This window comes from Shewanella oncorhynchi (assembly GCF_030848765.1).
Classification (GTDB): domain Bacteria; phylum Pseudomonadota; class Gammaproteobacteria; order Enterobacterales; family Shewanellaceae; genus Shewanella; species Shewanella oncorhynchi.
This window is the reverse complement of the sequence record NZ_CP132914.1, coordinates 3273500-3299880: the sequence shown is the minus strand read 5'-3', so window position 1 is coordinate 3299880 and position 26381 is coordinate 3273500. Positions and strand designations below refer to the sequence as shown.

The window sequence follows — 26381 nt, the reverse complement described above, 5'->3', positions numbered from 1 at the left end:
GATAACAAGGGATCACCAGATGGATTTAAAAGATAAGGTTGTCGTCATTACTGGCGGCGCGGGTGGCTTAGGCTTAGCAATGGCGCAAAATTTTGCGCAGGCGGGTGCTAAGATAGCGCTTATCGATGTGGACCAAGAAAAACTCGAGCGAGCCTGCGCTGAGCTTGGATCGGACACTGAAGTTCAAGGTTATGCCTTAGACATTACCGACGAAGAAGACGTCGTCGCGGGTTTTGCCTATATTCTCGAAGATTTTGGTCAAGTGAACGTGTTAGTGAACAACGCCGGTATTTTGCGTGATGGCATGTTAGTCAAAGCCAAAGACGGCAAGGTCACTGATCGTATGTCTTACGAGCAATTCCAATCGGTGATCAATGTGAACCTGACCGGCAGTTTCCTCTGTGGCCGTGAGGCCGCAGCGGCCATGATTGAATCGGGTCAAGCGGGGGTGATTGTTAACATCTCTAGCCTTGCTAAGGCGGGTAATATGGGCCAATCAAATTACGCGGCCTCAAAAGCGGGTGTTGCGGCTATGTCTGTCGGTTGGGCGAAGGAGTTAGCGCGCTACAATATCCGTAGTGCAGCCGTAGCACCAGGCGTGATCGCGACCGAGATGACGGCAGCAATGAAGCCAGAAGCGTTGGAGCGTTTAGAGAAACTCGTGCCTGTTGGCCGCTTAGGTCATGCCGACGAGATAGCTTCTACCGTACGTTTTATTATTGAAAACGATTATGTTAACGGTCGTGTGTTTGAAATCGATGGTGGTATCCGTCTTTAGAGCGATATCTTATTGATTTGCATAAAAACCGAGCTTAGGCTCGGTTTTTTTATAGGGTAAATAAAGATAATGGTTCTTATGCCCTAGCTTTCGGATTTATTTAGATTTCACTGTTGGAGTTGACATTTAGTTGTTAACCTTCAACAATCGCTCTCCCGTTTTTTTACATAACTTTACAAACATGTTGATCACATGTAATGGAGCTTGAAATCCGGATGTCTTGGCAGGAAAAAGCCCACTGGCTTGAGAAAATCACTAAGCGCATGATGTTGATCGTGGGTATCTTAGGGGTGGTTGTGATTTATTGCGGTTTCTTTTTTCTGCTCTTTAGTGGCCGCTCTGTGGCCGTGATCCCATGGTTTTTTCTTATCTCACCTTGGGTGTGTATTTATTTTGGTTTAACGCAAGTACAACAAGTGCAAGTGGTAAATTGGTTCTTAAAAAAATTTAAAAAATAACTAATTTACACATAACTCATTTCTGCAAGTTCATATTTTGTTTCGGTTTGTGCAGTTGGCAAACATTGGGGAGAAACAATGAAGCTACATGGATATTTATGGATGCTGGGGGGCTTATTTTGTTTAGGTGCTTGCGAGCGCTCGAACAAAGAGACGCCGCATCTTAGTGATAATGGCGCGCGCATAGTTGCGCCCTATGGTAGTTGGCAGTCTCCGCTATCGGCGACTGAAGTTTTTGAGCAGGCCGATAATGTGGCTGAGTTGCAAAGCGTTGATGGTGCTATTTATTTCTCTGAATCTGATGGTGAAAAACAAGGCCAAGTCGGCATTAAACGCCTCGATCAACGGGGAAAAATTACCGACATAGTGCCGCCTGCGTTTAATGTTAAATCCGCCGTTCATGAATACGGTGGTGCCGCCTTTTTGGGGATTGGTCAGAGTCTGTTTGCCACTAAGGCACAGGACCAACTGTTTTATCGTTTTGCCCCTAATCAACCCCCTTTGCCTTTAACGCCAAATGGTACTCGTCATGCAGATTGTATTGCTTACCCCAAAGGGTCGAGGATTATCTGTGTGCGCGAAGATCATCGTCAAGCGGGTGAGCCTAAGGCGAGTCTTGTTACCATTAATCTTAATTTTGCCGGTGAAGGCGATACCTTTGTTTCGGGCCATGACTTTATTTCTTCGCCAGCCATCTCGCCCGATAACAGCCAACTGGCGTGGATCACGTGGGAACATCCCTATATGCCATGGGATAATAGCGTGCTCTGGCTTGGGGATCTGGACCGTAAAGGGCAATTACACAATATTCGTAAGGTAAACACGCCCGCAGACTCTTCGGTGTCGCAGCCGTTATTTAGCCCCGATGGACAATTGTATGTCGTATCGGATATTAGTAACTGGTGGAATATCTATCGAGTTACAGCACAAAATACCTTAGACCCAGTGCTAAAGAAAAAGGCCGAGTTTGCGGTGGCTGATTGGTATTTAGGCAATCATAACTATGCCTTTGAATCCGAAAAAACGATTATTGCCAGTTATATGCTTGGTAGTCAGGCCGTTTTAATTAGACTGCATCTAGATTCAGGCCTGACCGAATCTTTGGCCGTCGACTTTGGTGAAATCACCCAAGTGATCCGTGGGGAAGATGCTGTTTATTTTGTCGGCGCTAAGGCGACGCCAGAGAAGGGCATTTATAAAGTGATCGGTCGTGGTACTGAGTTGGTGTATACCCCTAACTTACCAAAACTTAATCCCAACTATATCTCCCGTGCTAAAAATATTACTTTTAAAACAGGTGCTAACCAGCAAGCTTACGGTTATTTTTATGGTCCGGTTAACCCCAACTATACTGCGCCTAATGATACCCGTCCGCCCTTGATTGTAATGTTACACGGCGGTCCTACGGCGCGGGCGAGTCTGGCTTATCGCAGCGATATTCAATTTTGGACCAGCCGAGGTTTTGCGGTTCTCGATGTTAATTTCCGTGGCAGCAGTGGTTTTGGCCGTGCTTATCGTCAAAGTATCTACGGAAAATGGGGTCAAGTTGATGTGGAAGATGCGGTCAATGCGGCCCGATATTTAGTTGATAAAGGTTGGGTTGATGGACAAAAACTGGCGATTCGAGGTGTGAGCGCTGGTGGGTTAACTGTGATGTCGTCCTTGGCATTTTATGATGTATTTCAAGCGGGGGTGAGCTATGCGGGGATCAGTGACTTTGAACAGCTCGCCAAGAGTACCCATAAATTCGAGACTGGCTACTTAGATCTGCTCATCGGCCCCTATGGTGAAAATCAAGCCCGCTATAGGGAACTGTCGCCCCTGCATCACCTTGAAGGATTGAATGAGCCTTTATTAATTTTTCAAGGATTACGTGACCAAATCGTACCACCACAGCAGTCGCGGCAGATTTATGAGGCATTGAAAGTGAGAGGCGTACCCACGGCTTATATCGCTTATCAGGATGAACCCCACGGCGGTTGGAAACCTGAGCACAAGGCCGCAGGATTAGAAACTGAGCTAGCATTTTATGGGCAAGTGTTTAACTTTACCCCTGCGGGTAAGCTTGCAACACTGGTACTGGATAACGCCGCGGCGCTAAAGCCAACTATAGTGAGAAGTCAATAACGTGGTATTTACCGTTATTGATCTTGGCCATCGCTATTGCGATTGGCTTTACCGCAACACTCAGAGCCAGCATTTTGCTGGCTCTTGTGATTTTCGAGGCTGCCATGAGTCTCGTGACTTAGGCTGTCGATAATGGCGCAGTGGGGCTGATCGCCGCCTTGGCATTGGGTCACCATGTGCTGCAATTGCGCCCTAAGCTGCTGTAACTTATTGATTTGTTGCTCGACATAGGCAAGATGAGTTTGGGTAAGCTGCTTAACGTCCTCGGCATTACGGCTTTCATTGCCCTTAAGACCAAGCAAGGATTTGCAATCCTCTAGTCTAAAACCTAAGTCGCGACATTGATGCACAAACTTAAGTGCTTCAATATCTTGATGGCGATAAACTCGATAACCCGCCTCATTGCGCTCGCCGCACACTAAACCAATATCATGGTAATAACGGATACTCTTAACACTTAAGCCCGTTTGTTTCGCCACTTCACCTATCTTCATTTTGACCTCTATTTTTCCAACTGAATGGTATCACCCATTTCGCCTAACAATTAATTGTCGATGTGATCACATTGAGCAAATTCATCCTTGACTCTCCAGTGATGGGAGACTTTATCTTAGACCTATAGTGTGAAACATCAAGTGAGGGATCTCCCATGTCTATGACCAGACTCTATGTCGCCAATATGAATTGCGCTGGCTGCGTCGCAAAAATTGAAAAGGCGTTTGCTGCCCAAGATGGCGTTGAAGCGCGTGTGAATCTCGCCGATAAGCAAGTGACGGTAGAAGGCAAGATGAGCGCTGATACCGCCTTGGCTGTGATGGCAAATGCGGGTTATCCGGCGCAGGTCGTTATTGATGCTAAAGTCGCCGCCGAAGAAAAACGCCTTGAAGATGCCGCCGAGTATCGACTGCGGATGCGCCAAGCTATAGCCGCGCTCGTTGTGGGTGTGCCCATGATGCTGTGGGGATTACTGGGCGGTGAAATGATGATCAACAGCCCAAATCTGCAGCTAGGCTGGGGCATCATGGGACTGGTCACTTTGGCTTTACTCATCACCACAGGCAGACATTTTTATCAAGGTATGTGGCGGGCGCTCAAAGCCAAAACCACCAACATGGATACGCTGATTGTGCTGGGCACCAGTACCGCATGGGCCTATTCCATGTTGGTGGTCATTATGCCCAGCGCATTCCCTATGGATACCCGCCATGTGTACTTTGAGGCGAGTGTGATGATTCTAGGTTTGATTAACTTAGGTCACGGACTCGAGCTTAAAGCGCGGGGCAAAACCAGTGAAGCGGTGCAGCGATTACTTGGATTGCAATCCACCACTGCGATTCGGATCACAGATAAGGGCGATGAAAAGGTTGAGATAAGTCAGCTGAAATTGGGCGATAAGCTGCGTTTGCGCCCCGGTGACCGAGTTGCCCTCGATGGTGAGGTCGAAACGGGGCAATCCCTATTAGATGAAGCCATGCTCACAGGTGAACCCATTCCCGTGCTTAAAAATCGGGGAGACAGTCTGAGCGCGGGCACAGTCAACGGCAATGGCAGCTTAGTTTTCCGAGTGACGGCGGGGCAAGAAGATACCAAACTCGCCAAAATCATCGCACTGGTGCAGCAAGCGCAAACGTCAAAATTACCCATAGGTCGATTGGCCGATAAGATCTCAGCGGTATTTGTCCCGACTGTGGTGGCGATAGCGCTGCTGGCGGCGGCTATTTGGTATTTTGCAGGTCCAGCGCCCGCCTTAAGCCATGCGTTAGTGGTGCTGACGAGTGTGCTTATCATAGCTTGTCCCTGTGCGCTGGGGCTGGCTACGCCTATGTCTATCATGGTGGCCGTTGGCCGCGCAGCCCAAATGGGCGTGTTAGTCAAAAATGGCGAAGCATTGCAAACCGCCAGTAAAGTTGATTGTGTGGTGCTGGATAAAACCGGTACGGTCACCTTAGGTAAGCCGCAAGTCACTGATTTTAATTTAGTGCAAACGCTGAGTGATGCCGACAAAGAGACTTTGCTGGGCGAAATTGCAAGCCTTGAGCAGCACTCTGAGCATCCGTTAGCGGGGGCGATTGTCAGTTATGCCAAGGAATCACTCCCACAATTACCCGACACACAGGCATTTACGAACCATCAAGGTAAGGGGATTGAGGGCAAGGTCGATGGCGTATCGCTGGCGATTGGTAATCTCGCCTTGATGACTGCATTGGAGATTGTCAATTCTGATGGCAGTGCCTTAGATCCTAACGCGACATTAAGTTTTGCAAATCAAGGTAAAACCCCAATTTATGTCGCTAAAGCGGGCAAGTTAGTGGCCACTATCGCGCTGGCTGATCCGATTAAACCCGATGCCAAAGAAGCCATCGCGGCCATGCTGCAAAGGGGCATTCGCGTGGTGCTGTTAACGGGGGATAACCCACAAACGGCGCAGGCGGTGGCCGACCAAGTGGGTATTACCGAAGTGATTGCCGGTGTACTGCCCGAGCAAAAACAACAGCATGTGCTGGATTTGCAAAAGCAAGGGCATGTGGTGGCTATGGTTGGGGATGGCATTAATGATGCGCCAGCTCTGATGAGCGCCGATGTGGGGATCGCGATGGGATCGGGTACTGAGGTGGCGATTGAAAGTGCGGATATCACCTTGTTGTCGCAGCAATTGATAGTGATTGCTAACTTATTGGCATTGTCGCGGGCGACGATTACCAATATTAAGCAGAATCTGTTCGGCGCCTTTGTGTATAACAGTTTGGGTATTCCTGTTGCGGCGGGCGTGCTTTATCCACTTACGGGCATGTTATTAAGCCCTGTGATTGCGGGTGCAGCCATGGCTTTGTCTTCACTGACTGTCGTCACGAACGCCAACCGCTTAAGACGACAGAAGTTATAAGTTGTCGATACCTAAGCTAACTTAAAATGTTGAAACGGGTATCTTGAGCTAACTCTGGGCTATGTCCACATTAACACTTACCACATAAGTCCTTAGCAGATAGTCCCTAAACAGATAGTCCCTTAGCATCGCCAAGCTTTACGACGCTAAGGGTCATCAGATTGTCATTCTGCTCGAATACATTGAAAGCTAAGCCAATAGGGTAAAATTAATTACGCTTCTCACGCAGGCATAGTGCGGTGATTTCGGCATTCCCTCTGGCTTTCTAGCCGCCTTTTTAGTTGATAATTTAGCCCAAACTGCTATAGTGCCACGTTTATTTTTACCCCTTCGGCATAGCGTTATTTGGTTTATGCTTATTTAAAGCGGCGCCAGCGGGCTCGGCCAACATTACTCGATTTGGAAGTTCATTTTGATCACAACAGCAAATATCACCATGCAGTTCGGCGCTAAGCCACTGTTTGAAAACATCTCAGTTAAATTTGGCGGTGGTAACCGTTACGGTCTTATCGGCGCGAATGGCTGTGGTAAATCGACCTTCATGAAGATCCTGTGTGGTGATCTAGACCCTAGCAGCGGTAACGTCTCGTTAGATGTGAATGAGCGTCTGGGTAAATTAAGCCAGAACCAGTTCGGTTATGAAGAATTCAACCTGATCGACACCGTGATCATGGGCCACCGCGAACTGTGGAAGGTAAAGCAAGAACGTGACCGTATTTATTCTTTACCCGAAATGAGTGAAGAAGATGGCATTACCGTCGCCAACCTAGAGATGGATTTTGCTGAGATGGACGGTTATACCGCCGAATCTCGTGCTGGCGAATTACTGTTAGGTGTAGGTATCGGTATTGAAAGCCATTTTGGTTTGATGTCTGAAATCGCACCGGGTTTAAAACTGCGTGTATTGTTAGCACAAGCCCTGTTCTCTGATCCAGACGTGCTGCTGCTTGACGAACCTACCAACAACTTGGACATCGACACTATCCGTTGGTTACAAGACATGTTGAACCAACGTAGCAGTACTATGGTTATCATTTCGCACGATAGATATTTTTTAAACTCAGTCTGTACTCATATGGCTGACTTAGACTACGGCGAACTGCGCGTTTACCCTGGTAACTACGACGAATACATGCAAGCAGCGACTCAAGCTCGCGAGCGTTTATTGTCTGATAATGCGAAGAAAAAAGCCCAGATCTCTGAACTGCAAACCTTCGTAGCACGCTTCTCGGCTAACGCTTCTAAGGCGAAACAAGCCACCTCTCGTGCCCGTCAAATCGACAAGATTAAGTTAGATGAAGTAAAAGCCTCTAGCCGTGTGAACCCCTTCATTCGTTTCGAGCAAGAGAAGAAATTATTCCGTAATGCCTTAGTGATTGAAAACCTAACTAAAGGCTACGACACTCCGTTATTCAAAGACTTAAACTTAATTGTTGAAGTGGGCGAGCGCATTGCGGTATTGGGTGAAAACGGCGTCGGTAAAACAACCCTGTTACGTACCCTGATCCATGACATCCCGCAGGATGCAGGTACTATCCAATGGTCTGAAAACGCTAACATTGGTTATTATGCACAGGATCATGAGTCTGATTTCGCTAACGAAATGACCTTGTTCGAGTGGATGAGCCAATGGCGCAAGCCAGAAGATGACGACCAATCGGTACGTGGCATCTTAGGCCGTATGTTATTTGGCTCTGACGACATAAAAAAGTCAGTCAAAGTGCTGTCTGGTGGTGAGAAAGGTCGTATGTTATTCGGCAAGCTCATCATGCAAAAAGCCAACATTTTAGTGCTCGACGAACCGACCAACCACATGGATATGGAATCGATTGAATCACTGAACAACGCGCTGGAAATGTACGAAGGGACCTTGATTTTCGTGAGTCATGACCGTGCATTTGTATCATCGCTGGCAAACCGTATCCTTGAAGTCACTCACTCAGGCGTGAATGATTTCAGAGGCACTTATGATGAGTTCCTTGCCAGCAAAGGCATTGAAGTCTAACGCTATTTGTTATTTCGCTGCATGTGTAAATACATGCATTTAAAAACAGTGCAGCTAAATGCAGCATCAATAAAAACGCCGCGATTCATTGCGGCGTTTTTATATCCATTTGCTGTCGTTTTCTCTAGCGATTAGCTTTTCGCGCACTCGATTTTAGTGCATTGGTGGCACTCGTTAGGGCGCTGACTCTTGCTGCACATAAATCAAATTGTCGGTATCAAAGCCGCGGGCTTTAGACATTTCAACAAACTTTTGCAACACCTCGGGTGGCACAGTAGGGGTTTTAGCCAGTAGCCACAAATAACCCGTGTCGGGCCCCGATATAAAAGCGTATTGATAGTTTTCATGATCTAATTCGAAGACCACATACGATCCATAGAATGGCCCAAAGAAGGAGACTTTCAAATAGCCTTCTGAGTCCCCATTCACAAAATAGGCCTTTCCTTCGGCTTCTTTCCATTCGTTTTTAGCCGCTGAGAATCCACGGTTAATGACCATCACACCGCCATCGTCTTTCAGGCTGTATTCTGCGCTAACTTGGCTTAAGCCTCTTTCGAATGAATGATCTAAGCGCGCAATCTCGTACCATTTACCTAAGTATTTATTCAGCTCAAAATCATTAACGGGTTGAACCAATTTAGGCATGCCTAAACAACCGCTGAGCAAAAATATACTGATGACTAACAGTAGCTTTCTCAATTTGACCTCCAGATCCTAAGTCTTACTTGCACATCTTAAGTTAAATGTTCAATCAATCCTCTGTCGAGCTTACACTATTTTCTTCATATTATTTCAGCTACTTGGCAAAGTGTTGTTGGTTAGCCGCTCGTAATCAATACGTTGCGCTGACTGATAAAGCCTTGGCTAATGCCGGCCAGAAGAATTAAGCCGACACCGATTAATTGCATGGGACTCAAGGTTTCACCAAATATCCACCATGCTAACGTCACTACGATAACCGGTTCCACATAGGCGAGGGTTCCAAAAGTGACAGCAGGTAATTGGCGTAGGGCTTTTACCGCCAGCAAAATGGCTAAAAATCCGGGGAAGAATCCAATCGCAATTAACCAACCCATTTGCGGCAAACTTGGCGTCAGCGGTGCATTTATCACTAAGGGCAGTAGGCATAAAGCGCCTACACTAAGCTGCACTAAAGTGCTCTGGTAGGGCGAACTCAGGCTCGGTTTTCGGTTGATTAACATAAAACCGCAGTAGGTTAATAGGGCGAGTAGGGCATAAAAATAGCCTAATAATTCAGTATGATCGCTCGCTTGCTGCGGCCCTGTTGGGATCATTAACATAAAGCCCATCAGCGCGACCACTACGCTTGCCATGCTTAAGCGGGTGAGTTTCTCGGCAAAGAAATAATGGGCAAAAATAGCCGACACCACAGGGGCTAAGTAAATAATCATGATCACATTGGCCATTTGGGTGTACTGAATGGCTTCAATATAAAACGCCATAAAACCCGCGAGCATAGCGCCATTATATACCCAAGCTACCTCAAGATACGAGTTTCAGAGCGCCTAGGGTGCTTCAATTCAAGGCGCATCAATGACAGAATGTCGGCTACCTTTTGAATTGATGCAACACGGAAGTGGAGTGCCCTAGGCGCTCCGTCCCGGCGGTTTTTAACGCACTTTATGCTGTGTTGGTTATTTTTAACTTAGTCCACTAGGTCCGCAAATAACCGCCTTGCCTAAAGTGCGTTAAATTTCCGCTGAATCCTGCATCTTGAGGTTGTTTGGGTATAAGTTGCGTTTACTCGGTCTATGGCGAATTTGCTGTCCTTTGCCTGTGAGCAGCATATAAGCCAATAGAAATAGGGCACCGAGCAGTAAGCGGTAGAAGGTAATGTGTTCGGCGGGCAGGGCGGCAAAGCGCGCTAATACACCGATTGTGCCCATAAGAATGGCTGCCAATAGGGCAAAAATGATAGCTAAAGCTGAGCTTGGCATAGGCAACCTGTAACTGAAGAATTTAAGGGGCGACACCGTCCTGTGGACGGCGTCGATTTTGCCTTAAAAACTCACCCTAGGCTATGCCGATGTATTAACTTAGATAATGCTTTTACGTGAGCGGAAATGGTTAAAGCTATCTTGGCTGTAGGCCGCCTTAATCCGTTTTAACGCAGCGTAATTGTGGTCAAAGTACACATCTGTTGGAATGGCCTTATCTTTGAAACTGATAAAAGCACCCGAGGTGTTGGGGATGTCATAGCTTCGGCTGGCATCAATCCAATCGAGCGCACGATTAATGCGGGTAAACACTTGGCTATCCTGCAATTGTTGTTTCTCTTGCAGCGCGTTATTCCACCAAGTTTGATATTGAATCGTGTATTGTCTGTCCTTGTAGGGGAAGGCGCTGCGACTCTTTTGCTCTTCGCCCATAGTGCGATAATAATCACCAGTTATAGCGCCAAGGGTAACATAGGTAAATAGCCCAAGTTGGCGATTACCTTCAAGCACATAGCGAGAAGTTAAGCTTTCAAGCAGTGGCTTATAACCGTCCCTCAGGCCCGTTTGATTCACTAAGCGCGAGGTGACTTTATGGGGCGCGGGTTCATCCACATCGGTTGGATTAGGTGAGCGGCTTATGCCTTGTAAGTCAGCTTGCAGATGATGAAAAGATTCCCTTTCCCAACTGGGCATTAAGTTTTCACCGTAGGCTTTGGTGAGTCCGCCCATACCCTCGATGCGAATATCATTGGGGACTAGGCCAAATTCATTAAATTGTGTCTGGATAAAGTGGTTTAGGCTGGCGGAATTGCCCTCCCAAAAACCATACATCAAGCAGTTATGCGTAATTGAGTCAGTGTCTATGTCGAGTGTTTTGTGTTGTTCTACGGGTAAATGTTTGGCATTAATCTTGAGATTAGTGCCAATCAAACAGCCAGTGCTGTCGGCATTTATGATGGCTTCCCAGCGCTGTAAAATGTCTTTGGTTGGGGTGTGCTCAATGAGTTCATGGGTTTGTTTATCGTAGCAATTCCATTCTAATTCAAACTTGATAAGGCAAGGCGGTAGTGGAAAGGTTTGCACAAAAAAGCGGGTCACTATGCCATAACTTAACCCACCACCACCCTTAAGCGCCCAGAGTAACTCTGGTTTATTGGCAACAGAGACGACTTGGGTTTCACCAATGCCGAGGACGATTTCTGCCTGTAATAGGGATTCGCAGCACATGCCGTGTTTGCGGGTCCAAGGTCCTGAGCCACCGCCCATAATAAATCCCGCTAAGGCAATACTGCCACAGGAGCTATGGGGGATCATCACGCCTTGTTTGGCAAGCGCAGTGGTGAGATTGATAAAGCGATTGCCAGGGCCAATGGCCGCAATACCTGTGATGGGATCTAAAGTGAGGCTATCCATCTTCAGCAGATCTAACACTACGGTATTCGTTTCAGTGCTTTCACCTTCGTGATCATTCCCACCTGAGCGCACGCTGATTGGCAAGTTATAATCGATGGCCGCCTTATAGGCGATTTTGACTTCTTCAGTTGACGTGCATTTGATGATCGCCAGTGGTTTTTTTTGTAATCTGCGGTTGAACAGTTGGCAAGCCTGTTGATAGGCAATCATTTGCTTACCTGTGCTGACCGAGAGTTGCTGCTCACTATAATAATGGCCACCGGTAATAATATTGTCGGCCGGAATGTGTGCGCGAACTTCATTGATGAAATTAACAAAGTTTTTGGCTTGAGTGATCACTAAGTTTTCACTAATACGCACTTCAGCACTTAATTCTTCTTCGGTCGATTGAATAATCAAACAATCCCGTTCCAGTTCATTTGCGACGGTGACTTTAATATTAGAGCGATAGGCCGTCAGCGATTTAAACACTTCAATATTGAGTGTAATATCCGCTTGATTACTCGCTGTGTAATTCACTAAATAACTAAAATTAGGCCAAGTGTTATAGTTACATTCAATAATATAGGCTCGGCGTTCGTGGGGCGGAATAATCTTAGGCAGTTGTTGATTATAGGTGTTGCTATCCGCAGTGGTTTTTATGAATTGATGTTCAGTATCATTAAATATGACCAGCAGCACTTTTTGCCTTTTAAGTGGGATAAAGTTTTCACCGCGAATATTATGTGCATCTTGGTGCTGATAAATGTAAAGGTTATTTTCGCTAATCGATCTTTGTTGCGCTGGATTACGGTAATAGTCAACGATTTCAGTTCGCGTTAATAATCGATTGAGTAAGGTGATGCCAAATATTTCACCATCGAAATGTGTATCGCGATGATTCGGTAAAGACACGTTTTCAATTAAAAATTCATTGTCGGCAACCAGTGACAGATTATTGAGTTGTGTATGGGTAATTTCACCATCCACATAACAACTTATTTCATGGTATTCATGGCAGATAGACAATAAGTGCCACTGACCGTCGTTAAGTCCACCTAAGGTTGATATTGCTTCAACCCGCAGCAAGGTGGTATTAATCACGCATTCAATATGCCCCAGTGAATTAATATCCACCGCGAAATAGGTATCTTCTCGATCGGTTTTATAATGGAACACACGCCCACCTGCGCTGGTTTTCAACCAACACTGGTAAGTGAATATGGCAAGGGGTGACGTGCTCACGGGTAAGCTTTTTTCAATCACTGCCCGTATATTTCTTGATGCCTCAAGCTTGTCCATATTCATGAGTCCTTTCGTGTGCTTTATGTGTTTTCCTCAATGCGCTAAAGCGCTACTGAGGTCATTCATCCCGTTGTTAATCAATTGCGGATAACTAAGCCGCGGGTAACTATGTTTTGGGTCAATCAGTTTTGGGTAAATCAGGTGCGGGCAAACAAGTCGCCAATTAATAGGTATTAAAGCGACGTATTGATCCTGTCACGGCCATCGGCTTTGGCGCGATACAATGCGGTATCGGCGGCGCACAGCATGGCGAGTGAGGTACGGAACTGGCCATTGATTTCGCTCGCAATCCCTTGGCTCGCACTCACAGAGACATAATCGCGCAGCCCTTGCTCGGTAAAGCGCAGGTCATTAATCCCTTGCTGCACTTTTTGGGCAATCGTTAGTGCCATTTTGGCATTGTGGCTTGGTAGAATTAGCGCGAATTCTTCGCCGCCGTAACGCGCTGCCAGGCCAACTTCTATCGGCACTATGTCAGCAATCACTTTGGCAATCTTTCGTAGACATTCGTCCCCTTGGATATGGCCGAATTGGTCGTTGAACACTTTGAAGTAATCCACATCGATAATCACCACGCTGATCGGGCGCAACTTACCTGTGCATTCTTCCCAATAGTGATGCAGCATTTCATCAAAATATCGGCGGTTCGCCAGTCCTGTCAGTGAATCTGTGGCGGCCAATTTACGTAGCTTTTGATTTTCCGCTTTGTGCTGCGTTAAATCGTGCATCATCATCACAAACAGAGGTTCATGGCTGCGGATGTAGGAAATGGAAAGCTCAACATCTTTGGCTTTGCCTGAGGCTGTAATGAGGGTGATTTCTTCGGCGGAGTGCTGCACTGGGATACCGCAATTTTTGCCTAATTTAATATCATTGCTCAGCAGATTGTCGTAGCGAGCTTGGTGGTGTTCAGTCAAAAAGTTGCGCCAATCTTGTCCCTTCAAACTGGCCTGCGGGCACGTCAGTAAGTCAGCACCTTTGCTATTGCTAAAGTAAATGTAACCTTGGGCATTGACGATAATCACCGGCTCAGTCAGATGCTGAATAAACTGTTGAATCGTTTCAATCGAGGCATGTTCGAAGAAGGTTAACGGCAATGCGGGCTCGACCAAGCCTTGCTGCGCAGTGCACTGTGAACCATTGCCTTCACCCACAAGTGATAATGGATGTTGTGAACGTGTCAGTTTAGGTGAGCTTGTCATTGTTATCATTCTCCGAGAACCTAATGTCATCTGCGCTAAGCGCTTTTCTGATGATGACTTTATTCTTCGCAAAGAAAAGATACCTTCTGCTTACCTTCCGATTTAATCTATTGTTTATAAAGGTTTTAAATTTAATCTTCTCACGGTAAATTCTCAGGTTTAGCTGAAACGTGCGAGGTTTTGGGGCATGGCTAAGTTAAAAAAGTGGCACCCATGAGTGGATTTTTGGGTATTAAGCGGCAAGCGCAAAGGATTTTAGTGTCTAAAGATGGTGGATAATGCTTTGATTTTATCGACAATCCAGCCACGTCTATGCTCATAACTGCGGCCTGTGAGTTTATCCTCACCGCACAGAAAAGCCCTTCTGACACAGCGATTTATCACATGATAGAAGGGCGTTGTATTAGCATCGATAAGCATTCTTCTGGCCGAGGTCATCATCCGCTCCAAACAGACGCAATCAAGATAATGTAAAGGCTAGTATAAGAGGGGATAAAGCACAAAAAGACATGGCTGTCCCCGCTTTTTCCGCTTTTTTCTCCCTTTTACGGGATTCAGCGTCACTAGCAACCAAAGACAGTGCTGTTATGGGAAAACGGATAAGCGGATGTCTTGTGAGAAATGCTCTGCCGTAGCAGCAGAGCATTTTGAGCTCATTTCAGGAGGCGTTTATTTCGAAAAGATATGGCTGTCCTGAGAGAAATCATGAGAAAAATCCAATCCACAGACCCTAGTTTTTAGGATGATTGATAACTTGTGGATCTGGACTTAACACCAGTAAGGTATTTGTGGTGTTACTTAATACAAACTGGAACTTAGTAGTACCAGGAGTTCTATCGAGGTCAACAAATTGCACTAACTTACCATCGCTGCTGATGGTAACAGCATCGACAATGTTATCGAATGGGGTTACAAAGCCTACCCCGACAAATTTTAACCCTTTAGTGGTTTGATCATTTAGTAAAAAAGTAATTGTACCTGCCTGAGTGATGGTGACATCACCTTGGCAAACTTGACCATTGGCATCCGTATAAATAAATACAGGTTCACCATTTTCAAGGGTAACATTAACTTTAATAAATTGTGCTGAGCCTTGTGGTGCTGTCATCTTTATGTTCCTTCTGTGGTTAGAATCGAATATTTCTAATTTCGGTTTTTTCTAAAAAAAGAATAAGCTCTTTATGTGTATCAAGTACCCCTAAACAATCGAGCGATTTTGCATAGGAAATCGTAAATATTGGGTCTTTGTTTTTTTCAGTAAAAGGCATTACTTGTTTTTTAACATTGTTACATAACTCAATGTAAGATAACTCGCCCAGTTTTTTATAGATATTAGCTTGTAATAATTCGCTTATTGCAAGGTTTGCTATGTAGGTTATTTCTTGATTGAAGTCATTTCCAAGTTCTCGATATGATTCAGTTGCTAATTTTGCGTATTGCAAACTCTCTTTTAATTTTCCAATGTTTAGCATGAGTTTTGCCTTGGATAAAAGGAGTTTTGCAGAGATATCTTTGTATGTTGAGAGTTTTATTGGTGAAGATTTATCATCAAAGTTTATGTTTGTTGATTTCTCAAATGCTAAATATTGGCTTTCACTCGTGGTGAACTCAAGTATTTGTGAATAAGAATAATATTTTAATCTTTTCCAGCGTTCGTTTTCAGGGTCTTGTTTAAATGCAGACTCAATAGTCGCAAGTCCCAAAGAGGCTTTATTCAAAGCTTCTGTTAGGCGACCTTGATAACTTAACAGTGTGGCGATGTTTTGATAACTTCCAGTGAGTCTATCGAGTAAATAAGGCTGTTTTTCAAGATTTTTAGTTAGCAAGGCTTCTTGAATTTCTTCATGGATTTGAATAGCGGTATTTATATCCCCTTGTGATACCGCTGCGCTCGCTAACCAAGATCTTGTATCCGCCACATCCGCAATCAACTGACTATCCTCAGGCGCTTTTGCCAAAGCCAGCAATTTAAGCCTTAATGACTCCTCAAAATCTTGCTTTGCTTTAGCAAATTCCTGCTGTTTCATCGAAACTGAACCCAGCGAGTTATGGGCATAGGAAAGCTCCATCAGCGCATCTTTATCCTCTGGCGCAATGGCATACATGGCTTGACTGTATTGTAAATATTGCTCCCAAAAAGGACGTGCAGATACCCATTCACTCACATCATACTTAAGCTGTCCTAACCAAAAGGCATTGGCACCTAGGGTTTTCAGTAGGGCTAAGTTTTCCGGCTGCAATTCGAGTAGTGGCAGCATTTTTTCTTGCGCTGCGAGTAATGCGCTGCGAGCTTCATCGATTTTATTGCGCGAATAGGCGACTTCCCCCATGGCCTCTAAGGTTTGGCCGTGTTGGAAACGGGCATCAAAACTTAAGTGCGTATCATCTTCTTTATTGGAAAAATCACTGAAATATTCCAGTGCTTTATTGCTGATCCCGTCGAGTAAGTCCATACGGCCGATGCCGCGCATCTTGTCGGCGAAGTCACCCACCATAAAGCCGAGCAAATCTTCGGCGGCGAGGCGTTTTTGCAGAGCAAGTTTTTCGGCCTCTATGCTGCGCACGCTCATAATGACGGAGGTTAAGGTGAGGACGCACAGTAGGGCGACGGTTAGGCGCCTCGTCCAGCGCAGCATATTGGCGCGTTTGCTGGAGGCTGCGATAAAGGCGGTTTCGGGATCGTCTAAATCGAATAACGGATTTTGGCTGAGGCTTTGGGCCTCTTTTAACGGCTTGCCTTCGGCGAGCAGATAAGCGCTGTGTTTGGCTTCGCTGAGCCAACGCTTAGATAAATGCTGTAGGCGACTCTTAATGCTTAAGCTGTCGTTATGCTCGCTAATCCAAGCGGTTGCCCTTGGCCAACGGCGCAAAAGTGCTTCGTGGGCGATGCTAAAACAGGGTTCACCATTTTGCAGATGCGACACGAATAAGCGGCTATCGACCATGGCTTGCACTAGGGCGGTTTCGGCCGTGCTTTGCAGTTGTGACCAGCGAGCGGTGCGGCTGGTGATGGACTTTTCATCTTCGCGTAGGGTCACTAGCAGGGATAAAATCCGTGGTAGGCTGGCTTTTTCGGCATCGCTTAAATGGGAAATCGCTTGCTCGGCATTTTTGCCAATCGCCCCTTCAATACCGCCAAGTGCATGATAAACCGAGACTAATAACTTATCGTCGGCGCTGCGCTGCAAATACAAGGCCTGCAGCGTGTATTGCAACATGGGCAGTGCATCTGGGTTACTGGCGGCATCGCTGCAGAGCATTTCGTCGAGCGGCATCGCGGTGTCGCTGTCAACTTCCCAGCTTAAGTTGGCAGCCACTGCGGGCAGGCGGATCATTTGTAATAGCTCAGTGCGTGTTGGCGGCGCTAAGTCAAAGTGGGCGCCGCGGGCTTTACCCGCCATTAAGCTTGGGTAATTGACCAATAAAGGATAAAAATCGTTGCGACAGGCACTGATGATAATCACGGCTTTTGAGGTGGCGAGTTGTTCCAATAATTCTATGAACTGGGTTCGTTCGGGATCGCTAAATAGCGGTGATGAGAGCAACACTTCTAATCGGTCGATAAACAAGGCAAAAAACGGATTGGAAAAGGGTTTAGCCTTGAGCGCTTGGGTACACTGATTGATCACGCTTTGGATATCTTCGATAAGTTGAATCGCCAGAGTCTCAGCGCTCATGCCTTCGAATACTGGGATGTCGTTGATTTCCCAGTCGAGCATAGCACTGGCAAGATCGGTGAGTAGTTGTCCTTTACTCACATCGGCAAAATCTAAGCTGCTGAATGACGCGACACCAATGCCGTTATAGCCGTCGCCCTTCATTAAATTGGGCACAACACCCGCATTAATCAGGGAAGATTTACCGCTGCCACTTGGACCTAAGATCAGGCAGAAGGCACGGCCAAACAGGATTTGTTGACTTATCCGGTTAAGCAAAGTGCTGATTTGTTCACTGCGACCAAAAAACACCTCGGCATAATTAGCGCTATAGGCTTGGAGCCCCGGAAAGGGCGAGCCGCCTTGCCAACTCTGTGGGCTGGCGGTGGCTTGGTGGCCGATAGGAAAACGCACTTCGGCTAAGGTGCGATAGCCGCGTTTGCGTATGGTTTCTATATAGGTGGGATCGGTGGCGCTATCGCCTAATGCTCGACGTAACTGATTGATAATCTTGTGTAGTGGATTGTCGCCGGTATCTACACCTGGCCAGCAGTGGCTGACTATTTCATCACTGCTGACGACTTCGCCCGCCCGTTGACAGAGAAATAGCAGCACATCCATCGCCTTGGGTTCAAGTTGTTTGACTTGTTTGCCAAGGAGCAGACTATTGGCGCTGGGATTGATTTGCCATTCACCAAAGAAAAATGTGCTGTCACTCATAACGATGTCCATTTATTGAGTATTGACCATGGCACGGTAAAAACTTGCGCTGTGAGTCACTCTTATTGTTATACGTATTGTTATAAAGAACCGTATGCTTGTCATTCAAAGGTCTGACGTCAAGACCTTGACATTATGCCGTTGATGATTGTTATTTAAAAGGAATAACCCTTGATAATCAATGTAAATTTTATCAGGGTGAGGTGTGGTAAATAGTCTTTAGCTTGTCATTTTTCTGTCAACAATTTGTGCTTTGCGCTAGATGTTAAATAAGGTGATGGCTTTTAGGTGTAGATTGCAAAAGATCAACAATAAAAAAGTGCCCGTGATTAGGCACTTGGTATTAGAGAGGAACTTAAGGATAACAAGCCTGACTTATCAGTACCTTAAGTTAAGTATCTTAACGTTAGCCCCTTAACATTGGTCCCTTTGAATTAGCGCGTTAAGGTTAGTGCTTTGGCTTGATAGCTTAATCTGGCCATTTGACCTTGATCTTGCAGTTCTAATTCATTGAGTTCGAAGGGCGGCTGTAAACCCGAGGCTTGGATAAGCTTAGGATCTAACATCAGCTTTAACTTCGGCGACTCTGGGGTCAGCCAATTGGCAGCTTGCGTGCGTAGAATCGCCACCTTTTGACCTTCGGCATTGGTGCCTGTTAACGTGCCACTTAAGCCAAAACGTCCCGCCTCGGCGACAGTTAACTCAAAGTTGATTTGGTTAGGCAGGCCTTTATCCCAAACCGTGAGCACTTCGGGCTTGATGCTCGCCGAATTGACATAGGACTTAAAGACAGATTTAACCGTGCGCTGCACAGGTCGGCCATCGACTTGGGTTTGCACTGTGATTTCAATTTCACTGAAACCAGCATTACTGCTTGAAAGTGCGACGCCCGCGGGGATCACCGCTTGCCATGTCTCCCCTTGTTTTACCATCGCCAGCGGTTGCATATTGCCATCGGCTTGTTTGAGTTTTGCCTGTGGTACAAAGGTGTTATCACTTTGGCTGAGAGCGAGTTCAAGCCCAAGGTTTTGCGCATCCGCCGCGATGGCGGTGGGGGCTTTGACGCTCAGTTGATAGGGCGAGCCTTTTTCCTTCACATTGACTAAGTAGCTGGCGCTCGGTGTTAACGGCTGGCTGATCTGCAGGCGATATTGGCCCGGTGTGGCTTTCGCCGACATTTGCAATGCACTCGAATCATCGGTTAACCCTGCGCTAGCCAAAGCATCGGCGTTGACCATTGATTTAACCAGTGACTCATTGGTGTTTATCCCGCTGCTATTGGCTGCTTTGCCTTGGGGTGACTGATTAGGGGTAACGCGCTGAATTTGTACGCGCTCAGGGGCAATAGCCTCTGCATGCATTAAGGCACCAGAGCGGGTATCGCCCCGAGGTGCAATGCGCACTAAGCTCGACGCTTGGCTCATGGTGAGGCCCACGCCCGCATTAAGCTGTGCGCCTGTTACATTGACCCAATACTCGTCACTTTGGCTGGCTTGCTCAAGCTGCGGCGCACTTGCCTGATACTCGCCGTACAGCGGGGTGATAAAGCTAATGTAATCCGAACTGGTGTTGATGGGCGTGAGTGTTGGGCTGGCAATATTGCTATCGACTAAATCGGTATCGCTCGGCGCGGCTAGGGTTAACCCTTTGGCATACATAGGGCTGGCATTGGTTTTGGGATCTATGGGTGTGGCTTCATCTTGGCAGGCTGCAAGCAGTCCGCTTAGCGCCAAGACACTGGCAAGTTTGCTGAGTGTGTGCATCTTAGTGCTCCTTAAATGTGGTTGCGGATCAGCGTGTCTAAGTTGAAACACGTACGACGGCTCTGCTGATGGCTTAAGGGCTCTTGGCCACGGGTCTTTTGTTTATCAGTAAACCAGACAGTGCCAGCCGCCTTTTGTGAGCTGCAATTTAAGAAGCCGTCGGAGCAGCTATCGAGCCAGTTTTGGGTGGTTTCGAGCGCGACTTGGTATTGATAACCCGCGCAGTAACTGTCGCTGTCCCAAATAGCGGAATCAACATCTGAGCCCACCACGACTTCGAAGGGTTTACCCAGCGATGGGCGACCCGCTGTGCCATTAAGCCAAGCGTTGTTATAGTTTGCCATCCAACCGACTTGCTGTTGTTTCACCGCATTGCTGCCATAGCCTAAGAGCCAGCCTAAGCTGGTTTCGAACACATTACCTTGGTTCACCGCATCGGCCAGCGGCGTACCAGCACTGGAAGGCGCGATGGCGATAACCTTTGAGGTGGCGTTGATCACTGCAGGATAACGGCTGTCCCACGTTGGATTAGATAAAATCCACCGCACTACGTTGCCACCATTGGAGTGGGTCAGTAGAATTAAGTCGTCGATATTTTTGGCTTGGATAAAGCCATTAAGCTGTGTGGCCAGACAACCTGCGGCGCTTTCTTCCCACATATATTGGTCAAAGTCGCAGTTGGTCACTGTGTAATTGTTTGGCACTGGGATGCCTTGGCGCACTGAGTTAACAAATTCGGGCGTCCAGTAATCGGCTAAGGCATTGGTCTGGTGACCCGTACCATGGATAAAGGCGACTCCGGTTGCGGCTAACGTTACTGGGCTGACAGCGAACAGACCCAAGAGCATGAGGGCTTTTTTGATCTTCATGGCTATATCTCGTGTTGTTGGTCTTGTTGATTGTGGCCGCCAGTCCGTTGCGACAGTTCAGGGCAAGTCAGTTAATGCAGGATTTGCCGTAAATAAGCTTGAAATCGGCTGGCATGGCTCGGTTTATAGGCGCTTAAGCGCGGGTTACTCACTTTGGGTAAAACATGACTTAAGGCCTGAATACGACGGGATAGTGTGAATGCGCTAGTTTAGGTTGGCATCAAATGTGATTGCCGTAACTTAGCCATTATCAACAGGACTTAACTCAAGCTTATTAACCTAGACGCAACATTTTAAGCTGGCAAGTAAAACCATCATTATAAAATGCAATCGCAGGGTCGCATTTTGAACGGTTCGTTTTAATGTCAAACTAAAGGTTGGTAACCTGATGATAAGCAATGCCTAATAAACTAAATTGTGCTTTATCGTGTTTGAAATATCGATTTGCTCACACAAAAGAATTTTCTGTGACACCCGCTTAGTGTTTGAGTTAATCAGTTTATCATTCTGTATATAAAGGTTTTTTGTGATAAATAATTCAAACTCGCCCATTTACTCTGGGATATGGGTATCACTTTAGTGCATTTAAAGACTAAACCGATTAGGCTGAGCTGAGGTAAAGTGGGATAAACGGGATAAGAACCAACATTGCCGAGATGATATTCTTCTTATCTTAATCAGTCATCTGAGCCATGGATTGACTGGGAGTAGAAAAAGTAGCGCGATATGGGCAGGTTTAATCTAAATAGACAACAAACACGGGAGAATAAGTTTGGCGATAGAACATAATAAGATGGTGAGTTGCTTAAGTGGACTGCAATGTCGCACTAATTTCACCATAAAAAACATTACTGAATACATGCTCCCAGAAACCAAAGAGGCTTTCTATTTACACCTCGACGGTAAATCACCAAACTTGATTATTCGTCCCGCATTCGAAGTCTTTTCCGGCGAACTTGCCACTATTGCAGGCGTGCATGCCAAATACGACTATTTCCACAATGCCGAGATGACACGTTTCCCCAAACGTTTACATAAGAGTTTGACCGAAACCCACTATGGCCTTGCCTTTAGTTTTGACACGGTTGAAGCCGTACAGCAATTCATTACCCGTTTGAGTGCGATAGTGAAAGGCGCATAAGCTTTTACTGCATAAATCTTTAATAGAATGCCGCTTAATTTTTCGATTGAACGGTATCTAAATTTTAACCATGCAGTCCTAGGGTTAAATTCCTCAATATCAATGAAAATGAGGAATTTAACTGCTGCCTTTTTACGCGGCTTTTCAGTATATTCATCAATAGATGAATTTTGCTGGAGCTTGCTATGTCGCTTATTCCCGGTCGCCCAAAGGGGGTTGTGCCATTTACCGCCCAAACTGAATCACAGCCGCAGACTCCTGGTCGTCCGAAAGGGGATTCCGATGCCCGCCAACGCTTAATTATCGCAGCCCTAAGTCTCTTCAGTCATCGCAGTTATCCCAGCGTTTCTACCCGTGAAATTGCCCGCGAAGCCGAGGTTGATGCCGCGCTTATTCGTTATTATTTTGGTTCAAAAGCGGGCTTGTTCGAACAAATGGTGCGGGAAACCCTTGAGCCCGTATTAGCGCGTTTTCGCGAAATATCCGCTGCGGATGCCCCTAATAACTTGGGTGAACTTATGCAGACATATTATCGCGTTATGGCACCTAACCTGGGATTGCCACGGTTGATTATACGGGTGTTACAGGAAGGCGATGGCTCAGAACCCTATCGCATTATGTTGTCTGTTTTTGAGCAAATTTTATCCCTCTCGCGGCAATGGCTCGAATCCACATTAGTCAATGCGGGGCTATTGAAGGAGGGATTAGATCCCGATTTAGTACGCCTCAGTTTTGTGAGTCTGATGGTTTTTCCGCTTATTGCGCCACCGGTGTTAATGCGTCAGTTCGGTTTTTTTAGTGCCGATGCTGATGGTTTACAGCGTTTAGCGCTGCACAATATGCAGGTTTTTACCCAAGGTGTACTGCGTGAACCGAGGAAGTCGTAATGGGTGTGAATTTTAAAATTCTTACGCACGTGAGTGTGGGTTGTGTGATCTTGCTATTAGTCGGCTGCACCGAAGCGCCGCCCAGAGTGCTTGGCACAGTCGAGCGTGACAGGCTGACACTGACCGCGCCCGTGGGTGAGTTGATTACTCAGGTAAATGTGGTTGAAGGTCAGCAGGTTAAGGCGGGCGAAGTGCTACTCACGCTCGATTCGACTTCGGCCAATGCGCGCCTTGCCCTGCGTCAAGCCGAGCTTGAACAGGCTAAAGCTAAACTTTCTGAGGCGGTGACTGGCGCGCGTTTAGAAGATATCGAACGCGCCAAGGCCGTGCTCGACGGGGCAAATGCCAGCGTGAAGGAAGCGCAGCGTGCCTTTGAGCGTACTAACCGTTTGTATGCCACCAAAGTGCTGAGCCAAGCGGATTTAGATACCGCCCGTGCAGCGCGGGATACCAGTTTAGCCAAGCAAGCCGAGGCGCAGCAAAGCCTGCGACTACTAGAAAATGGCACCCGTAGTGAGCAGCTAGAACAAGCCAAAGCAGCGGTGGCCGCCGCCAGCGCCAGTGTAGCCATCGAACAAAAAGCCTTAGCAGACTTGAGCTTAGTGGCGGCGCGTGATGCCGTTGTCGATACGTTGCCTTGGCGAGTCGGTGATCGCATTGCCGCAGGCACTCAGTTGATTGGTTTGCTGGCGAGCGATAATCCCTATGTGCGGGTTTACCTGCCCGCGACTTGGTTAGACAGAGTGAAGGCGGGCGATGGCGTCAATATTCTTGTGGATGGCCGCGAGATACCGATTGCTGGCACTGTGCGCAATATCCGCAGTCAACCTGCTTACACGCCATTTTATGCGCTGAATGAACGTGATCGAGCGCGCTTAATGTATTTGACCGATATCACCATTTCCGCCGCAGATCAGGACTTACCTACTGGCATGGCATTAGAAGTTGAACTCGATGTGCTGCAACTCGATGTGCTGCAAGGAGTGCAGCAAAAAGTGGAGCAGCCATGAAAAGCGCTGATTTTGCTATCGAGACCCAAGGGATGACCCGCGCCTTTGGTGGTGTTAATGCGGTGGAAAACCTCGACCTCGCCATTCCCAAGGGCACAATTTATGGGTTTCTCGGCCCCAATGGCTGCGGAAAATCGACTTCAATTCGCATGTTAACTGGGTTACTGAGTCCCACATCGGGGAATATCCGCGTATTGGGTGAAACCTTACCCGGCGCCGAGGAAAAACTGCGTCGCCGCATTGGCTATATGACGCAAAAATTCTCCCTGTACGACAATCTTTCGGTGCGGGAAAACTTAGAGTTTGTCGCGCAAATTTATGGCCTTAACCGCCGAGCCTCAAAGCTGCGAATAGCCGAGTTAGTCACGCTATACGATTTAGTCGGCCGCGAGAAACAAATGGCGGGCTCCATGAGTGGCGGCCAGAAACAGCGTTTGGCCTTAGCGGCAGCGACCTTACATCACCCTGAATTGCTGTTTCTCGATGAGCCGACATCGGCGGTCGATCCTGAAAATCGGCGCGAGTTTTGGGAGCGCTTATTCGATCTCTGCGCCCAAGGCACCACGATTCTTGTGTCGACTCACTATATGGATGAAGCCGAGCGTTGCCATGGTCTTGCGATTTTAGAGCGCGGGATAAAACGCGCCGACGGTTCACCCCAGCAGCTGATGGCGGCGATGGGGGCTCGGGTGGTTGAGATCTCAGGGGACGACTTACGCACTTTAAAACAATCATTGATCAGCGAGTCCGCGATATTGTCGGCGGCGCAAATCGGCAGTCGTTTGCGGGTGTTAGTGCGCAGCGATATTGAAAATCCGCTCGCTTGGCTTAAGCCAAGAGTTGCCAGCCGGACGATGGAAGAAGTGCGCGCTAGCTTAGAAGATGTGTTTGTCACTTGCACCGGCGAGCGCTTGGCTGGGGTTTCCAAGGGAGAGACTGACCATGTGGCGTAGGATTTTTGCGATTGTGGTCAAAGAGCTGCGGCAGTTGTCGCGGGATCGCATGACCTTTGGCATGATAGTCATGATCCCGTTAGTGCAACTGATGTTGTTTGGTTATGCCATCAATACCGATGCTCGCCATCTGCCTGCTGGGTTAGTTAATTTGAGTGATTCTGCCTACAGTCGCGCACTGGTTAAGGCGGTGGAAGCAACGCAGGTCGTAGATTTTAAACAGCGTTATTTAAGTGCCGCCGAGGCTGAGGTGGCGATCACTCGCGGCGAAGTCAAAGCTGTGCTGTATTTGCCCGCCGATCTTGATGAGCGCTTAGTGCGTCACCCAAGCTTTGTGGGTCAGCAATATTTAGCGCAGTCCTATATTGCACAACCCGCTGGCCAATGGCTAGTGGATGGTTCAGATACGGTTGTCGCTTCAACTATTCGTAGCCTAAGGCAAATGCCACTGGATGAAGTCGCAGGAAGAGCACTAAAAACGGCGATGCCGAGTTTTGAAGTGGTGCAATATTTCAACCCAGAACAACGTTCTGTGGTCAACATAGTACCCGGCCTGTTGGGAGTGATTTTGACTATGACCATGGTGATGTTTACTTCCGCCGCCATAGTGCGTGAGCGCGAGCAGGGCAATATGGAGTTTTTGATCACTACGCCTGTGCGGCCACTGGAGTTGATGCTGGGTAAAATCGTGCCCTATGTGATGGTTGGCTTTGTGCAAGTGACCATTATCCTGAGCGCAGGGCATCTGTTGTTCGATGTGCCCATTCGCGGCGGGCTTGATTCTATCGCCCTTGCTGCTATGTTGTTCATTTGCGCCAGTTTAACCTTAGGATTAGTGATTTCGACCATAGCTAAAACTCAGTTGCAATCGATGCAGATGACGGTATTTATCCTGCTGCCATCGATTCTCTTGTCGGGATTTATGTTCCCCTACGAAGCCATGCCCATCGCGGCGCAATGGATTGCCGAAGCCTTACCCGCAACCCATTTTATGCGCATGTCACGTGCCATAGTGCTGCGCGATGCCCAAGTGATGGATCTACAATTTGATGCCCTGTGGATGATAGGTTTTACTTGTATTGGGTTATTGATCGCCAGTATGAGATTTTCGAAGCGCTTGGATTAGCCCTGTACTGAGTTTCATCATCAAGGGCAAAGTGTCGAGTTTTGATATAGCGCAAATTATCAGTAAACAGTCGCGCTAAGCCATTGAAATCGATGTTGCTTAATTAGGATATCCCTTACACTGCCGCTAGGGCGATTTCCGCCATCA

21 protein-coding genes and 1 pseudogene are annotated in these 26381 nt (G+C 47.2%); 11 read left to right on the top strand and 11 right to left on the bottom strand.

Going from position 1 to position 26381, the window contains the following annotated elements:
• Positions 1-19: 19 nt before the first annotated feature.
• The 3 genes from RA178_RS14895 to RA178_RS14885 all read left to right on the top strand — a co-directional run bounded on the left by RA178_RS14895 (position 20) and on the right by RA178_RS14885 (position 3363).
• Positions 20-778 (top strand): SDR family oxidoreductase, encoded by a 759-nt coding sequence (locus RA178_RS14895; protein ID WP_011846385.1) that lies wholly within the window; start codon positions 20-22, stop codon positions 776-778.
• A gap of 215 nt (positions 779-993) precedes the next feature.
• Entirely contained in the window at positions 994-1236 is a 243-nt protein-coding gene (locus RA178_RS14890) for a hypothetical protein (protein ID WP_263202141.1), read from the top strand.
• 78 nt (positions 1237-1314) lie between these two features.
• Positions 1315-3363: an alpha/beta hydrolase family protein gene (locus tag RA178_RS14885; protein WP_028760559.1), complete on the top strand. Its 2049-nt coding sequence runs from the start codon at positions 1315-1317 to the stop codon at positions 3361-3363.
• 14 nt (positions 3364-3377) lie between these two features.
• Here RA178_RS14885 and RA178_RS14880 read toward each other — a convergent pair whose 3' ends face one another.
• Positions 3378-3857: a MerR family DNA-binding protein gene (locus tag RA178_RS14880; protein ID WP_306682530.1), complete on the bottom strand. Its 480-nt coding sequence runs from the start codon at positions 3855-3857 to the stop codon at positions 3378-3380.
• A 155-nt stretch (positions 3858-4012) separates the two neighbouring features.
• Here RA178_RS14880 and RA178_RS14875 point away from each other — a divergent pair, with 155 nt between their 5' ends.
• Positions 4013-6247, top strand: a complete 2235-nt coding sequence (locus RA178_RS14875) for a heavy metal translocating P-type ATPase (RefSeq protein ID WP_306682529.1) — start codon at positions 4013-4015, stop codon at positions 6245-6247.
• 412 nt (positions 6248-6659) lie between these two features.
• Complete coding sequence (locus tag RA178_RS14870) at positions 6660-8252, top strand: ABC-F family ATPase (protein WP_081729050.1); 1593 nt, start codon at positions 6660-6662, stop codon at positions 8250-8252.
• 174 nt (positions 8253-8426) lie between these two features.
• On the opposite strand, the gene RA178_RS14865 is transcribed toward RA178_RS14870, so the two are convergent.
• From RA178_RS14865 to RA178_RS14820, 10 genes and pseudogenes are all read right to left on the bottom strand, one after another.
• Positions 8427-8951 (bottom strand): lipocalin family protein, encoded by a 525-nt coding sequence (locus RA178_RS14865; protein WP_263144885.1) that lies wholly within the window; start codon positions 8949-8951, stop codon positions 8427-8429.
• A gap of 119 nt (positions 8952-9070) precedes the next feature.
• Positions 9071-9739, bottom strand: a pseudogene (locus RA178_RS14860) (DMT family transporter); the annotation flags it as partial.
• A gap of 222 nt (positions 9740-9961) precedes the next feature.
• On the bottom strand, positions 9962-10210 hold the full coding sequence (locus RA178_RS14855; protein WP_259505628.1) for an EamA family transporter: 249 nt from the start codon (positions 10208-10210) through the stop codon (positions 9962-9964).
• Positions 10211-10309: 99 nt separating this feature from the next.
• Positions 10310-12904, bottom strand: coding sequence for an FAD-binding protein (locus RA178_RS14850; protein WP_306682528.1), 2595 nt, complete (start codon positions 12902-12904; stop codon positions 10310-10312).
• A gap of 176 nt (positions 12905-13080) precedes the next feature.
• Positions 13081-14109, bottom strand: a complete 1029-nt coding sequence (locus tag RA178_RS14845) for a sensor domain-containing diguanylate cyclase (protein ID WP_306685414.1) — start codon at positions 14107-14109, stop codon at positions 13081-13083.
• Between the two features lie 255 nt (positions 14110-14364).
• Positions 14365-14547 carry a hypothetical protein gene (locus RA178_RS14840; protein WP_371135022.1) on the bottom strand — a complete coding sequence of 61 codons (183 nt, stop codon included), beginning with the start codon at positions 14545-14547 and terminating at the stop codon, positions 14365-14367.
• A 292-nt stretch (positions 14548-14839) separates the two neighbouring features.
• Entirely contained in the window at positions 14840-15217 is a 378-nt protein-coding gene (locus RA178_RS14835) for a DP-EP family protein (protein ID WP_028760551.1), read from the bottom strand.
• Positions 15218-15236: 19 nt separating this feature from the next.
• The gene (locus RA178_RS14830) at positions 15237-18485 is read right to left on the bottom strand and encodes an nSTAND1 domain-containing NTPase (protein ID WP_306682527.1); all 3249 of its coding nucleotides are present in this window, start codon (positions 18483-18485) and stop codon (positions 15237-15239) included.
• Between the two features lie 434 nt (positions 18486-18919).
• Positions 18920-20248: a DUF4785 domain-containing protein gene (locus RA178_RS14825; RefSeq protein WP_263144875.1), complete on the bottom strand. Its 1329-nt coding sequence runs from the start codon at positions 20246-20248 to the stop codon at positions 18920-18922.
• 11 nt (positions 20249-20259) lie between these two features.
• Entirely contained in the window at positions 20260-21117 is an 858-nt protein-coding gene (locus RA178_RS14820) for a lipase family protein (protein WP_306682526.1), read from the bottom strand.
• Here RA178_RS14820 and RA178_RS14815 point away from each other — a divergent pair.
• The 6 genes from RA178_RS14815 (at position 21116) to RA178_RS14790 (ending at position 26234) form a co-directional block, all read left to right on the top strand.
• Positions 21116-21316, top strand: coding sequence for a hypothetical protein (locus RA178_RS14815; protein WP_173497123.1), 201 nt, complete (start codon positions 21116-21118; stop codon positions 21314-21316). The two genes, RA178_RS14820 and RA178_RS14815, sit on opposite strands and share 2 nt — an antisense overlap.
• A gap of 594 nt (positions 21317-21910) precedes the next feature.
• Positions 21911-22258, top strand: a complete 348-nt coding sequence (locus RA178_RS14810; RefSeq protein WP_113938914.1) for a hypothetical protein — start codon at positions 21911-21913, stop codon at positions 22256-22258.
• 185 nt (positions 22259-22443) lie between these two features.
• On the top strand, positions 22444-23145 hold the full coding sequence (locus RA178_RS14805) for a TetR/AcrR family transcriptional regulator (protein WP_131525685.1): 702 nt from the start codon (positions 22444-22446) through the stop codon (positions 23143-23145).
• A complete protein-coding gene (locus RA178_RS14800) occupies positions 23145-24155 on the top strand; it encodes an HlyD family secretion protein (protein WP_306682525.1) in 1011 nt (336 codons plus the stop codon). The genes RA178_RS14805 and RA178_RS14800 overlap by 1 nt, the downstream gene beginning before the upstream one ends.
• Complete coding sequence (locus tag RA178_RS14795; RefSeq protein WP_306682524.1) at positions 24152-25108, top strand: ABC transporter ATP-binding protein; 957 nt, start codon at positions 24152-24154, stop codon at positions 25106-25108. The genes RA178_RS14800 and RA178_RS14795 overlap by 4 nt, the downstream gene beginning before the upstream one ends.
• The gene (locus RA178_RS14790; protein WP_263175318.1) at positions 25098-26234 is read left to right on the top strand and encodes an ABC transporter permease; all 1137 of its coding nucleotides are present in this window, start codon (positions 25098-25100) and stop codon (positions 26232-26234) included. Before RA178_RS14795 ends, RA178_RS14790 begins: the two co-directional genes overlap by 11 nt.
• The last annotated feature ends 147 nt before the right edge of the window (positions 26235-26381 follow it).